Raw genomic sequence first — 14,087 nt, 5'->3', positions numbered from 1 at the left:
CTCTTTGGGATTTGATTCGGCTGACTATAGGCAGGGAATATGACGAATAAATGACGTGAATATTGCGCATTGATTTTTAACAGAATGGCTAAAATGATAGGCATACCTCTCTTTACCCTTTAAAAGGCAATATCGCGTGCGTATCGCAACGATCACTAATTTTGCTTATGTCGCCACGGTGGTCTTAACGCTGACATCGGGCGTGGCGTTATTTCTGGCGTCCAATGCGGAGCGCGCTGAGCGCGCCGCTGTGGCACAAAACCGTGTTTTCGACTCCCTCACCGATGATCTGGAAAAAGAAGCGTACGCCCTCACCGACCTGGCGCGTGAAGCGGTGATAAAAAAGCAACCTGAAGCGATACAGAGCTGGAAAACCCGCGAAGAGCAGGATGTGGCGCTGGAGAACCACCTGATCGCGCTTCACGATAACGGCGCATCTGATGCAGAGATCCTGATATTGCGAGATGGTATTGCGACGCTGGATCAGCTTGAAGATGAACAACGTATCGCCATTGCCAATATGGAGGCCGGTAAAGTCAGTGAGGCGATGGATTTGCTGTTTAGCGCGAACTATGAAGAGCGTCTTTCGGAAACGGAGTACCGTTTCGCCCATTTCCGCAGCCTCGCCGATCAACGCACCCAGACGGTCATTAACGAAGCCACTGAACGTTCGTTACGTTTGCGAACATTGTCGGAAATCATGGTTGGTCTGACGGCGGTGCTGTTTCTCTTTGTGCTCGGTTTTATTATCAAACATCGCATTCTGCGCCCGGTGGTCACCTTAAGCGATGTGGTTAACCGCCTGGCGACGCAGGATTACGCCGTGGAAGCGCCAGTCCTGGCGCAGGTGGATGAAATTGGCGATATGGCGCAGGCGATTCGCGTATTTCGTGAAAACGGTCTGGCCCGCCAGCGTCTGGAGCAGGAGCGCGATGCGGAATGGGGAACGCGGACGCTACTGGCGCGCATGACGCAGCGCTTGCAGGGCTGCGACTCCCACAGCGCGATCATCAAAGTCGTCAGCCGTTTCGCACCGCAAATCATTCCGGATATGGGCGGTCGTTTGTATCTACTCGATAAACGCACCGGGCGCATGAAATGTGCCGCGCGCTGGGGGCTGCCGCCGGGCGAGGATCCGGCATTTTCACCTGACAGTTGCTGGGCACTGAAACGCGGGCAATTGCACAGCCCCAGTAAAGACGCGGTGGATATGCCCTGCGAACATATTTCGCCGGAGATTGCACCACGAGCGATTTGTGTACCGCTGAATGCGCAGAATAAGAGCATTGGTCTACTGACTTTCGATAACTACACGCCGGATAAAGAGCCGCCGTATATCTATCTGGAATTGTTAGCGGAAACGCTGGCGCTGGCATTAGCCAACCAGATCCTGCGCGATACACTCACCGAAAAAGCGACTTTCGACTCGCTGACCGGGTTGCGGAACCGCCACAGTCTGGATGAGACGCTACGCAGTATGATCGATCAGGCAATGGTTGAAGGCACAATGTTGAGTTGCCTGATGGTGGATGTTGATTATTTCAAGAGACTCAATGATCTGCACGGACATGAAGCGGGAGATAAGGTTTTGCGCGAACTCTCACGTTTGATTACCGATGTGCTGGATGATAAAGGGCTCGCCTTCCGTTACGGAGGTGAAGAGTTCCTGCTGATCCTGCCGGATACCAATGAGTCGCAGGCCATGAGCGTTGCACAAACGCTGCTCGATACGGTGTTGAATCACCTGATGCTGTACGAATCGCAGGATATTGGCCCGGTTTCGGTTTCCATTGGGTTGGCTACCTGGCCGCGTCATGCCAGGGCGGATAACCTGGTGCGGGCAGCGGATCTGGCGCTCTATCTCGCCAAAGAACAAGGGCGCGGGCAAATTGTTGTCGCCCGCAATGCTGATAACCACCGAACGGAGTAACCGAGATGAGTCATTTTCGCCCCGTGGCGCTGGAGCATGCCAGCCGTTTGCTTAACCACGGCCCGACCATTTTAATTACCAGTCGAGATGAGCAGATCGACCGCCGCAACGTGATGGCAGCGGCATGGTCAATGCCGGTAGAATTCTCGCCGCCGCGAATCGCCATTGTGGTAGACAAAAGCGCCTGGTCACGTGAGCTGATTGAACGTAGCGGCATGTTTGGCATTGTGGTGCCGGGTGTCGCGGCGACAAACTGGAGTTATGCCGTTGGCAGCGTGACCGGGCGTGACGAAGATAAATTTAACTGCTACGGCATCCCTGCGTTTGCCGGGCCGGTGCTCGGTCTGCCAGTGATTGAAGAAAAATGTCTGGCGTGGATGGAGTGCCGTTTGCTGCCGCCCACCGCCGCGCAGGAAAAATACGACACACTGTTTGGCGAAGTGGTCTCTGCGGCGGCGGATGATCGCGCCTTTGTTAACGGGCGCTGGCAGTTTGATGATGACAAGCTCAATACGATCCATCATCTTGGCGGCGGCACGTTCGTCACCAGCGGCAAGCGTATCACCGTGGGTGAATGATTTCCCTACTTCTCTGTTAGCGCAGCTATCCAGTTCATTGCCAGTTCCGGCCAGAGCGCGGCGGGCTGGTTCTTCACACCGCGAATGCCAAAACCGTGCTGACCGTGGCTGAACAGATGCAGCTCGGTCTGCACGTTGTGCGCATGCAGGGCGTTAAACATCACCAGCGAGTTCGCGACTGGCACGGAAGGATCGTCGACCGCATGCAGTAAAAAGGTCGGCGGCGTTTGCGCCGTAACATTCAGCTCAGGAGAGTAATGCTTAATCTGTTCGGCTGTCGGTGTATCGCCAATCAGTGCCTTACGCGATCCCGCATGGGCAATCGCTGCGTCCATGGAAATCACCGGATAGCCCAGCACGACAAAGTCCGGGCGTGCGCTTTGCCGATCAATGGCATCCACAGGCGGATAAACGGCTTCGTCGTAACGGGTTTCGAGGCTGGCGGCGACATGTCCACCGGCGGAAAAGCCCATTACGCCAATGTGCTGCGGGTTTATCTTCCATTCGCCCGCGCGCGCTCTCAGGGTTCGCAACGCTCTTTGCGCATCGGCCAGCGGTGCATTAGCCCCTTCCGCATGCCCGTCTTCCGGCATCCTGTATGTCATCACAAACAAGGTATAGCCCCGGTCGTTAAAGGGTTGGGCTAAGTCGCTGCCTTCTTTGTCCAGCACCACGCGTTTATACGATCCGCCGGGCGTTACCAGCAACGCAACGCCGTTGGGGTTTTTCGGCAGGTAAACGGTGACTTGTGGAGCGCGGATTCCGCTGACAGCGCGATCCGGCAACGCCGGATCTTTGCTACGTTCGGTTAAGGTAAAGCTGACCGGGCTGTTTTTCGCGCCGGGCGCATCACCGGATGGCCAGACAGGGAATGTGGTTTGCGCGGCGAGCGCCACCTGCGAGGTCAGCAGCAAGGTGATGGCAAGTAACTGAGGTTTATACGACATAGGCATCTCCATAGCGAAAATGCCTGTTTATCATTTACCCCGTGCGGGAAACCCGAACTACTGCACAAAACGGGGTTTCACTATTATTGAAACACCCAGCTTGTGCACCCATAGCGATGGCATCATTTTTCCAGTGGTTGGGCCGCAGCGGATTTACATATCGTAGCCGGGTTTTTTGATCAATTGCGCCATCTGCGGGGCGATATCCGTATCCCAGACCTGCGTTTTCCAGTCGTCCGGTGCGACCTGATTCAGGGCGACGCTGATGGAACTCTCTTTGCTGTTCAGATGGCGAATAATCACCCCGGCGATATCCTCCGCCAGCGCGGCTTTTTGCTCATCATTCAGTTCGCGGGGAAAACATTTGATATCAACATGCGGCATAGCAAACTCCTTATTTTTCGAGACCGTTACAGTAGCACAGCCGCCTGACGCGGATGATCAAATGATGTTGTTACTGCGCAACACTGTTTGCAGTTCCGGCAATGTATTTACCGCATCCGCAATCGCGCTGAGCTTCGGCGTATTCTCCTTAAACCACGAATGTCGCGGCCCCCAGGTTCGCATCACACACAGGTAAATATCCAGCAGTGTGAGCTGTTCGCCAAAGGCGTACGGCGTTGCCTTAAGTTGGCTCTCCAGCCAGAGATACAGCGACTTCCGGTAGCGTATGCAGCTTTCGCGCAGTTGCTCCGGTGCGTCTTGCGCCCAGCGTTCCGGGTAGTCGGCGTACGTAAAGGTCGGGTAAACATTGGCAACCAGCCACACCAGCAGTCGCCAGAATTGCTTGCGCTCTGATGTACCGGCTGCGGGGGCTAAGTCGGGCCGCTTATCGAGGATCATCAACGCCACCGCAGCGGACTCCGTCATCACGCTGCCGTCGTCCAGTTGTAGGGTTGGCACCTGACATAGTGGATTCAGCGTCTGCAACGTCTGCCGCTGCGGACCAGGTTGATCAAAACCGTCAACATTTGTGAACTGATAGGGGATGTCAGCCAGCGTGAGCATGAGTTCGCTGATCGCCGATCCCCAACCGGGAACACCATACACTGTGATCATAAAGGCTCCTGCGCCTGAAAGGAGGAACCCTAAGCTTAGGACAGAGTGATGAGAAATTCGTCTGCCTGTTGTGACAAGGTGAGGCAAACCCGGAAAGATTCAACAGGCTGGCGATGCGACTCGTCAGCCTGGCGTTACCGCTGTTGCGGGTGCCCATTACATTGATTTTCTTACCGTTACGCGGAGTCGCGCTCAACAAAATGGAAACCGATGTCGACAATTTGCTCGTCAACTTCGCTGCCTTCAATACGGTCTGCCAGCATTGTCGCTGCGCGCTGGCCGATAATTTGCCGATCCACACTCACGGTGGTGATGGCGGGCTGATTCCCGGCGGCGAAATCCAGATCGCCGAAACCGATCACCGCCAGGTCCTGCGGTACCCGCATGCCACGGGATTGCGCTTCAATAATTGCTCCCTGCGCCAACGTATCCGAGCTACAGACAATCACATCACACTCGCCACGGGCCAGCAGTTGCGACAGCCCCTCGCGCCCGGAGGTAAAACGAGCAGGCAGTGCCACATCGACAGCAACAGGATCGGTAATACCATGACGCGCCAGCACGTCACACAGCCCACTTTTACGCTGGGCGGCACGTCTATCCACGGTCCACAATAGTCCCGGTCGGCGGTAACCCTTTCGCAGAAGATAGTCCGCCGTGGCCTGCCCCACTTTCTCATGGGAGAAACCGACCAACATATCCAGCGGCGTCGGGGTTAAATCCCAAATTTCCACCACCGGCACGCTGGCATTGAGGATCACTTTTTTCAGTTCGGTAGCGTGGTGAATACCGGTCAGCACAATGCCATCCGGGCGACGGGACAACAGCGCCGCCACCAGTTCCGCTTCCGTCTGTTGCGTGTAACCCGCCACGCATAACAACATGTGATAACCACGTACCGCCAGTTCATCGCTAATGGCCTGGATGGTATCCACAAACATGTTGTTGTTGATTTGCGGTACCACCACCGCCACCAGTTTACTGCGCCGGGATGCCAACCCGCCCGCCAATGCGTTCGGGATATAGCCGGTGGCTTTGACGGCGGCGAGCACCTTTTCCACGGTTTTCGGTCGCACCAGTTGCGGCGTGTTAAGCGCCCTACTTACGGTCATTGAAGAGAGCCCCGCCGAACGGGCGACGTCTTCAAGCGTTGGTGCACGCGGCGGTACGGGACGGGATGTTTTCGACATGGTCACTCACAAAGAATTAAACGGCATTCGGCGTTATTCGCCTCTGTTTTTGTATTATACCGCGTTCTCCTTTCATTGCCGCTCTCCCCTCATAAATCAGTGCGTTATACACTGTTTTACCTTTTAAATGTTATCGCTATCATTTTTACCCTTTACCGTTGAATGCAAGATGATAAATGTGATCGTATTACCAATAATCGCCCTTCTCCCGCATCGATTTGTGATCTCTTGTACATAATCAACGCGAAACTCTGGTCATTACATTTCGTTGGATTTAAAAATGTTAGCGCAAACATTTATACTGTCCTCAGGAGCTAATCATGACCGTAAGTGCGAATTCTGATGCCGTAACCTATGCCAAAGCCGCAGGGGTAAAAACCGCCGCCGAAACCGGCGACCGCATCGAATGGGTAAAACTCTCCCTTGCCTTCCTGCCGCTTGCCACCCCGGTGAGCGATGCAAAAGTGTTGACCGGCCGCCAGAAACCCCTTACCGAAGTGGCGATCATCATCGCGGAAATCCGTAGTCGCGATGGATTTGAAGGCGTCGGTTTCAGTTATTCCAAACGTGCGGGAGGCCAGGGCATTTATGCACATGCCAAAGAGATCGCCGACAATCTGCTGGGGGAAGATCCTAACGATATCGATAAGATTTATACCAAACTGCTGTGGGCTGGCGCGTCTGTTGGACGTAGCGGCATGGCGGTACAGGCTATCTCCCCTCTCGACATTGCGCTGTGGGATATGAAAGCCAAGCGCGCAGGCCTGCCGCTGGCGAAACTGCTGGGTGCGCATCGCGACTCGGTACAGTGCTACAACACCTCCGGCGGCTTCCTGCATACCCCATTAGATCAGGTACTGAAAAATGTCATCATCTCGCGGGAAAACGGCATCGGCGGGATCAAAATTAAGGTCGGCCAGCCGGATACCAAAGAAGATATCCGCCGTCTGACTGCCGTGCGCGAAGCGCTGGGGGATGACTTCCCGCTGATGGTAGACGCCAACCAGCAATGGGACCGCGAAACGGCTATCCGCATGGGCCGCCAGATGGAGAAATTCAACCTGATCTGGATTGAAGAGCCGCTGGATGCCTATGATGTCGAAGGACACGCGCAGCTTGCCGCTGCGCTCGATACGCCGATTGCTACCGGGGAAATGCTGACCAGTTTCCGCGAGCATGAACAGCTGATCCTCGGTAATGCCAGCGATTTTGTGCAGCCGGATGCGCCCCGCGTTGGCGGGATCTCGCCGTTCCTGAAAATCATGGATTTAGCCGCAAAACATGGCCGCAAACTGGCACCGCACTTTGCCATGGAAGTGCACCTGCATTTGTCAGCAGCTTACCCGCTGGAGCCATGGTTGGAGCATTTCGAATGGTTGAATCCCTTGTTCAACGAGCAACTCGAACTCCGCGATGGTCGCATGTACGTGTCCGATCGTCATGGTCTGGGCTTTACCCTCAGCGATCAGGCACGCGCCTGGACGCAACAAAGCTGTGAATTTGGCAAACGTCCCTAAGTATTCACCTCAGGCGGGATACCTCTCCCGTCTTTTTTGTTCCCTACACTAACATTCAACCCTGTTGCGAGGAGTTGTGATGAATACAATAATTAAACGCACTCATGTGCGTTACAGCATCCTTATTTTTTTATTTCTTGCTACCGTATTTAATTATGCCGACCGCGCCACCCTTTCAGTGGTTGCCCCTATCATGAGTAAAGAGTTAGGTTTTGATCCGGAAGCATTAGGACTCGCTTTTTCGGTTTTCGGGATTTCCTACGTGATTATGCAAATTCCCGGCGGCTGGCTGCTGGATAAATATGGATCCAGACTGGTTTATGGCTGCGCATTAATTGGCTGGTCGGTAGTCACGATGTTTCAGGGCACGATTTATCTTTATGCCAGCCCGCTTATCGTACTGGTGGTGCTGCGCCTGATGATGGGCGCTATTGAAGCTCCGGCCTTTCCGGCCAACAGTCGTCTTAGCGTGCAGTGGTTTCCGAACAAAGAGCGCGGTTTTGTAACGGCGGTCTACCAGGCGGCGCAATATATTTCACTGGGTATTATCACACCCTTAATGACACTTATTTTGCATAATCTGAGCTGGCATTATGTGTTCTATTATATTGGCGCTATTGGAGTGATTCTGGGTATATTCTGGCTGGTAAAAGTCCGCGACCCGCTATCCCATAAGGCGATCAACCAACAAGAAATTGATTATATTCGCGAAGGTGGCGGCGAACCAACATTAGGCAATAAAAAAGGGCCGGCTAAAATCAGCCTGGCGCAGATAAAAAGCGTCTGTATTAATCGCATGATGATCGGCGTTTATATTGGCCAGTTCTGTGTCACCTCCATCACCTGGTTTTTTCTGACCTGGTTTCCAACCTATTTATACCAGGCCAAAGGTATGTCGATTCTGAAAGTCGGTTTCGTTGCCAGTATCCCGGCGATCGCAGGCTTTGTTGGCGGGCTACTGGGCGGTGTGTTCTCCGACTGGCTGTTAACACGCGGCTACAGCCTGACGACCGCGCGCAAGTTCCCGGTGATTTGCGGCATGCTGCTCTCCTGCGTGATTGTGATGGCAAACTACACCAGCTCTGAAGTGGTGGTGATTGCCGCCATGAGTGTGGCGTTCTTCGCCAAAGGGTTCGGCAACCTCGGCTGGTGCGTACTGAGCGACACGTCGCCCAAAGAGGTATTGGGGATTGCCGGTGGTGTGTTCAACATGTGCGGTAACCTGGCGAGCATTATCACCCCGCTGGTGATTGGCGTGATCCTCGCCAACACCCACTCCTTTGATTACGCCATTCTCTATGTTGGCTCAATGGGATTGATTGGCCTGTTCTCTTACCTGTTTATTGTCGGCTCGCTGGCGCGTATCACCCTGACGCCTTCCGCAGCCTGAGTGTTATCCTGGCGTTCTCCTACGCCTCGCTGTTCCGCGCGTTGTACTCCCGGCGGAACAGCGTTTTTTATTCGTCGTAAGTGATCCCCGGCGGGTTAACCAGAGAACGTTCGACCCCTTCCCCCTGCTCCCCCCAGCGCGCCAGCACCTGTTGATATTCCCCCCGCGCAATAGCGCCATCCAGCGCGGCCTGCAAGGCGTAAACCAGCCCGTTGCCTTTTTTGGTGGTGGTGGCGACCCAGGCTTTTTTCGGCCCCATACCAACCACTTTGGTGGTGCCGTTTAGCGCCGCTTTGTACGCCGCCACGGACTGTGGACCAAACACCACATCCGCGCGCCCGGACTGAATATAGAGATTACCGGAGGCGTCATCTGTCAGGTAAATCGGCTGCGCCGGGGGCCGACCGGCAACGCGGTTTTCTTCATTCCAGCGCAGCAGAATGCGTTCCTGATTCGTTCCCGATCCCACAATCACCTTGCGTCCGGCGAGATCCTGCGCCGAACGAATGGCCGGGATAGCGCTGGAGGACTTTACCGAAAACGCCAGCGAATCAGCACGATAGGTGGCGAAGTCAAACTTCTGTTTGCGTGCTTCTGTGACCGCAATATTCACCAGCGCCACATCATAACGACCGGAGGTGATGCCTAACGGCCAGTCTTCCCAGGCGGTGGGCACCAGGTTGAGTTTTAAGCCGAGGCTTTGCGCCAGCAACCGAGCAATATCCGGATCGCTGCCGATACGCGTGCGATTATCACTGGCGAGCAGCGCCAGCGGTGGTGAATTAAGCGCAGAGATCGCCACGGTTAATGTTCCGGGTTCGACAAACCTGTAGTTGGCCGGGATTTTGGCGATGGCTGCCTCATCTCGCTGCACGCTTATTGGCTGTTCATTGGCCTGTAAATCAATCTGCCCGGCGGCGAAACTGCCTGTGGTGATCAACAGCAGTGCCAGTAATCCTTGTTTCATCGTTGCTCCTTACAAAACCCGGGATAAAAACTGCCGGGTACGCAGATGTTGTGGATGGTTCAGCACCTCGTCGCTGCTGCCCTGCTCGACAATTTTGCCATCGACCATAAACACCACCTGGTCGGCCACTTCGCGGGCAAAACCAATTTCATGCGTGACCACCACCAGGGTTGAACCGGCGCGCGCCAGCTTCTTGATCACATCCAGCACTTCGCCCACCAGTTCCGGATCCAGCGCTGATGTGGGTTCATCAAACAGCATTACGCGCGGGCGCAATGACAGCGCACGGGCAATGGCAATACGTTGCTGTTGTCCACCTGAAAGGTGGCGCGACCAGGCATCCGCTTTATGGCGTAACCCCACCACATCCAGCAGTTCGTAAGCCTGTTCAATGGCGGCTTTGCGGCTCAGCTTTTTATGGGCGATGGGGGCTTCAATCAGATTTTCCAGTACCGTTAAATGGGGAAATAAATTGAAGTTCTGGAATACATAGCCGACGTTGACGCGCTGGCGCAGGATCTCCTTCTCTTTCAGTTCATACAGTTTGTCCCCTTGCTGGCGGTAGCCAATGTAGTCGCCGTCGATCCGGATAAAGCCTTCGTCAACGCGCTCCAGGTGGTTAATGGCGCGCAATAAGGTGGACTTCCCCGACCCGGATGGCCCGAGGATCACTGTCACCGAACCTGGGGGGATCTCCAGTGAAACCTCATCCAGCGCTTTATGGCGACCGAAGTATTTGCTGACGCCGGTAATTGAAATATGGCCATTAAGAGAGGTTGGCATGCGCAGGCTCCTGTGGTTGCGGTATACGCGCAGTGGCGGCTGAATGAATACGAACGCGCGACGGGTTGATGGCCGAACGCCGTTCGCTGCGGGCCAGCCAGCGTTCTACCAGGTGCTGAATCGCGGACAAGACACTGGTGATCACCAGATACCAGACGGCGCCGACCATCAGCAGTGGGATCACGTCCTGGGTGCGGTTGTAGATCATCTGAATGGTGTAGAACAGTTCCGGCATCGCCAGCACGTACACCATCGCTGTGCCTTTGGCGAGACTGATGATTTCGTTAAAGCCGGAGGGCAAAATGGTGCGCAGCGCCTGCGGTAGAATGATGCGCAGTGTGCGCCGCCAGGCAGGGAGCCCCAGCGCAGCGGCGGCTTCATACTGCCCGTGGTCGACGCCGAGAAATCCGCCGCGAATAATTTCGGCGGTATACGCGCTCTGCACCAGCGTTAGCCCGACCACCGCCGTAGAAAATTGCCCCAGCACATTAATGGTGTCATAACGCGCCCACGTAATGCCGGTAAACGGGATGCCCAGCGACAGCGTGTCGTAGAGATAGGAAAAGTTATACAAAATGATCAACACCACGATCAGCGGCAGCGAGCGGAACAGCCAGATATAGCTCCACGCAAGGCTGCTTAACAGCCAGGATGCGGAGAGTCGGGCCAGTGCCAGCAGACCGCCGAACATCACGCTCAGCACGGTACCCAACAGGGTTAACAGCAGTGTTTGCCCTAATCCTTCCAGGATCACCGGGTCGAAAAACCAGCGGGCGAAGACCGCCCATTCCCAGCGCGGGTTAAAGGCCACCGACTGCACCAGGGTGGCCAGCACGAACAGGGCGACAAACGCGCCGACGGTGCGGAGCGGATAGCGTGCCGGCACCACTTTCACGATTTCTGGACTTTTCATGGTCGCTCCTCAGGCGGTTTTACTCAATTTTTCTGCCAGCAGCGCTTTGGTAAAACGCAGCCGACCATCAAATGGCGGCTGACTGAACTCTTCCGGATCGCGGTTCAGGTCAAACTGTGCCTGATACCCCTGACTCAGGTAGAGACGTACCGCTTCCGGCTGGCGAAAGCCCGTGGTCAGGTAGATCTGGCGGTAGCCCGCACGTTGCGCCCGACGTTCGAGCTCCTGCACCACGCGTGCCGCCAGCCCCTGTTTACGCAGTGTGGGTTTGGTCCAGATACGTTTGATTTCTGCCGTCTGTGCATCAAACGGTTTATAAGCCCCGGTGGCGATGATTTCGCCGTTGCGCTCCAGCACAATAAACAGCCCCTTTGGCGCTAAATACCATTCGGTCCGTTCCACTTCAGCATCGCGGGAAAAGTAGTCACCGTAACGTGCGGCGTATTCGCCAAACAGCCCGGCTAAAATGGGTTGTAGCTCCTGCGCTTCTGGCGAAACGTCGCGGAATTGTTCGCGCATTGCCGTCTCCTTAATCGCCCAGTCCAGCCGGATTGATCTCCGACGCCGGAATACGCTCCACCCCTTCGCCCCAGCGATTGAGTACCTTGTCGTAGTCCCCGTTTTTGATAGCGCCATTGAGCGCGGTTTGCACGGGTTCAACCAGGCCACTGCCTTTACGCAGCGTCACCGCAATATGCGCTGCTTTCGGCCAGCCACCGTCCACGCTGCCAACCAGCCTGGTATTGCCGGTCAATGCCGCTTTCCAGGCACCGATCACGTTCGGTCCAAAGTACGCGTCGGCGCGACCGGATTGCAGCGCGAGGGTTTGGGCCGCATCATCTTTGGTGTACACCGGCGTAAACGGCTGCAACCCTTTTTTCAGGTTTTCGGCATTCCACGCCAGCAGGATCGCCTCCTGGTTGGTGCCGGAGCCCACAATAATGCGCAATCCAGCGATGTCTTCCGCGTGCTCAATGTGTTTGATCGCACTGGTGGATTTGACGTAGAAGCCAAGCGAATCTTTGCGGTAGGTGGCGAAATCGAACTTCGCTTTGCGCTCTTTGGTAACGGTAATATTGCTGATTGCCGCATCGTACTTGCCGGAAGTGACACCCAGCGGCCAGTCTTCCCACGAGGTCGGCACCACATTCAGCTCCAGTCCCAGGCTGTTCGCCACCAGGCGGGCGATGTCCACCTCGCTACCGAGCAGGGTTTTGTTGTCATCGGCAAACACGGTCAGCGGCGGAGAGTTCAGCGCCGCGACGGCAACGGTCAGTTTGCCCGGTGTGACAAAGTGGTAATCCTTGGGCAGTTGTGCGATGGCGTCTGCATTTTTTGCCGTCGTAATCGGCGTTTTATTGGCATCCAGGCTGACGCCCGTGCCGTTGATAGTGACGTCCTTTGCCCAGGCCAGCGGCGTAAGCGCCAGCATCATGACCAGCAATAGCGATGTTTTCTGCATAGCGTTAACTCATCTTTTATTGTTGTGAGAAGGGATTCACCGGCAGCGGCAAGCCTAAGCTTTCACGCAGTGTGGTGCCGGGGTATTGCGTGCGAAACAGACCGCGCGCCTGCAACAGGGGAACAACGTTGTCGACAAAACGCGGGAAAGTGTCTGGCGTCCCGCCCTGGATGATAAAACCGTCGGCGGCATAGTTTTCAAACCACTGCTGTAAGCCATCGGCGACCTGCTGTGGCGTACCGGAAAAGCGCGGGCGCGGCGATGCGCTTTCCAGCGCCACCTGGCGCAGCGTCAAATGGCGCTCGCGGGCGTTGCGTTTGATCTCGTCGGTGGTGCTGCGAAAACTGTTTTGCCCTAAATCGCCTATATCCGGGAAGGGCTCATCGAGCGGGTACTGGCTGAAGTCATGGTGCTCAAAATAACGCCCCAGATAGTTAAGCGCATCATCGATAGAGACCAACGCCGCCGTGGTTTGATACTGCTGCTCCGCATCCTCTTCACTGTCACCAACGATCACGCTGACGCCCTGGAAAATATGCAGCTCATCGTGGCGACGGCCATACTGTTCCAGTTGCGTTTTCACATCGCGATAAAACGCTTTTGCCTCTTCCAGCGTTTCCTGATGGGTAAAAATGGCGTCGGCGTGATGCGCTGCGAGCTTTTTGCCATCGTCTGAGGCACCGGCCTGGAATATAATCGGCCGCCCTTGCGGCGTGCGGCCAATATTTAATGGCCCGGCCACCTGAAAGAAATCACCGTGATGGTTGAGCGTATGTAATTTAGCAGGATCAAAAAATTGCCCACTGGCTTTATCACGGATAAACGCGTCCTCTTCCCATGAATTCCATAACCCTTTCACCACCTCCAGATATTCATCGGCAATGCGATAGCGCAGGGCGTGATCGGGATGTTGTGCACGGGAAAAGTTCTTCGCGGACCCTTCCAGTGGTGAGGTCACCACATTCCAGCCCGCACGCCCCTTGCTGAGGTGATCGAGGCTGGCAAACTGCCGGGCAACGGTAAACGGTTCGCTGTATGACGTGGAGAGCGTACCCACGAGTCCAAGGTGATGAGTCACGCTGGCCAGTGCGGATAATACGGTGATAGGCTCAAAACGATTTAAAAAATGCGGGATCGATTTTTCATTAATATATAAGCCGTCGGCGACGAATAAAAAATCGAATTTACCCTGTTCAGCAATGCGCGCAGTTTCCAGCACAAAGTCAAAATTAATACTGGCGTCCGCGACTGCCGCCGGGTGACGCCATGCGGACATATTTCCTGATGCGCCCTGTAATATTGTGCCGAGCCGCAATTGTCGTTCTGTAGACATAATCCATCCTCCTTTTCA

The 14,087-nt window shown here is 55.2% G+C and carries 12 protein-coding genes and 1 pseudogene; 4 read left to right on the top strand and 9 right to left on the bottom strand.

Going from position 1 to position 14,087, the window contains the following annotated elements:
* The first annotated feature begins 136 nt into the window (after nucleotides 1-136).
* Nucleotides 137-1,930 carry a diguanylate cyclase gene (locus GA0061071_RS11050; protein WP_088237568.1) on the top strand — a complete coding sequence of 598 codons (1,794 nt, stop codon included), beginning with the start codon at nucleotides 137-139 and terminating at the stop codon, nucleotides 1,928-1,930.
* A 5-nt stretch (nucleotides 1,931-1,935) separates the two neighbouring features.
* The gene (locus GA0061071_RS11045; RefSeq protein WP_061495931.1) at nucleotides 1,936-2,508 is read left to right on the top strand and encodes a flavin reductase family protein; all 573 of its coding nucleotides are present in this window, start codon (nucleotides 1,936-1,938) and stop codon (nucleotides 2,506-2,508) included.
* A gap of 5 nt (nucleotides 2,509-2,513) precedes the next feature.
* Here GA0061071_RS11045 and GA0061071_RS11040 read toward each other — a convergent pair whose 3' ends face one another.
* The 4 genes from GA0061071_RS11040 to GA0061071_RS11025 form a co-directional block, all read right to left on the bottom strand.
* Nucleotides 2,514-3,455 carry an alpha/beta hydrolase gene (locus GA0061071_RS11040; RefSeq protein ID WP_061495933.1) on the bottom strand — a complete coding sequence of 314 codons (942 nt, stop codon included), beginning with the start codon at nucleotides 3,453-3,455 and terminating at the stop codon, nucleotides 2,514-2,516.
* A gap of 153 nt (nucleotides 3,456-3,608) precedes the next feature.
* Complete coding sequence (gene pptA, locus GA0061071_RS11035) at nucleotides 3,609-3,839, bottom strand: tautomerase PptA (protein ID WP_088237569.1); 231 nt, start codon at nucleotides 3,837-3,839, stop codon at nucleotides 3,609-3,611.
* Nucleotides 3,840-3,896: 57 nt separating this feature from the next.
* On the bottom strand, nucleotides 3,897-4,514 hold the full coding sequence (locus GA0061071_RS11030; protein ID WP_088237570.1) for a glutathione S-transferase family protein: 618 nt from the start codon (nucleotides 4,512-4,514) through the stop codon (nucleotides 3,897-3,899).
* Between the two features lie 176 nt (nucleotides 4,515-4,690).
* Nucleotides 4,691-5,704 carry a LacI family DNA-binding transcriptional regulator gene (locus GA0061071_RS11025; protein WP_061500036.1) on the bottom strand — a complete coding sequence of 338 codons (1,014 nt, stop codon included), beginning with the start codon at nucleotides 5,702-5,704 and terminating at the stop codon, nucleotides 4,691-4,693.
* Between the two features lie 320 nt (nucleotides 5,705-6,024).
* On the opposite strand from GA0061071_RS11025, the gene GA0061071_RS11020 reads away from it, so the two are divergent.
* Nucleotides 6,025-7,221, top strand: a complete 1,197-nt coding sequence (locus GA0061071_RS11020; protein ID WP_061495939.1) for an L-talarate/galactarate dehydratase — start codon at nucleotides 6,025-6,027, stop codon at nucleotides 7,219-7,221.
* A gap of 79 nt (nucleotides 7,222-7,300) precedes the next feature.
* Nucleotides 7,301-8,611, top strand: a complete 1,311-nt coding sequence (locus GA0061071_RS11015) for an MFS transporter (RefSeq protein WP_061495941.1) — start codon at nucleotides 7,301-7,303, stop codon at nucleotides 8,609-8,611.
* Between the two features lie 67 nt (nucleotides 8,612-8,678).
* On the opposite strand, the gene GA0061071_RS11010 is transcribed toward GA0061071_RS11015, so the two are convergent.
* From GA0061071_RS11010 to GA0061071_RS23595, 5 genes and pseudogenes are all read right to left on the bottom strand, one after another.
* A complete protein-coding gene (locus tag GA0061071_RS11010) occupies nucleotides 8,679-9,578 on the bottom strand; it encodes a transporter substrate-binding domain-containing protein (protein ID WP_167352646.1) in 900 nt (299 codons plus the stop codon).
* Nucleotides 9,579-9,587: 9 nt separating this feature from the next.
* Nucleotides 9,588-10,361 (bottom strand): amino acid ABC transporter ATP-binding protein, encoded by a 774-nt coding sequence (locus GA0061071_RS11005; protein ID WP_061495945.1) that lies wholly within the window; start codon nucleotides 10,359-10,361, stop codon nucleotides 9,588-9,590.
* Nucleotides 10,345-11,274, bottom strand: a complete 930-nt coding sequence (locus tag GA0061071_RS11000; protein WP_088237571.1) for an amino acid ABC transporter permease — start codon at nucleotides 11,272-11,274, stop codon at nucleotides 10,345-10,347. Before GA0061071_RS11000 ends, GA0061071_RS11005 begins: the two co-directional genes overlap by 17 nt.
* Nucleotides 11,275-11,283: 9 nt before the next feature.
* Nucleotides 11,284-11,793 carry a GNAT family N-acetyltransferase gene (locus tag GA0061071_RS10995; protein WP_061495947.1) on the bottom strand — a complete coding sequence of 170 codons (510 nt, stop codon included), beginning with the start codon at nucleotides 11,791-11,793 and terminating at the stop codon, nucleotides 11,284-11,286.
* Nucleotides 11,794-11,803: 10 nt separating this feature from the next.
* Nucleotides 11,804-14,069: pseudogene (locus tag GA0061071_RS23595) on the bottom strand (NtaA/DmoA family FMN-dependent monooxygenase).
* Nucleotides 14,070-14,087 lie beyond the last annotated feature (18 nt).

The organism is Kosakonia oryzendophytica (genome assembly GCF_900094925.1).
GTDB lineage: Bacteria > Pseudomonadota > Gammaproteobacteria > Enterobacterales > Enterobacteriaceae > Kosakonia > Kosakonia oryzendophytica.
Note: the sequence above shows the minus strand (reverse complement) of the source record. Positions and strands in the feature narration are given on the sequence as shown.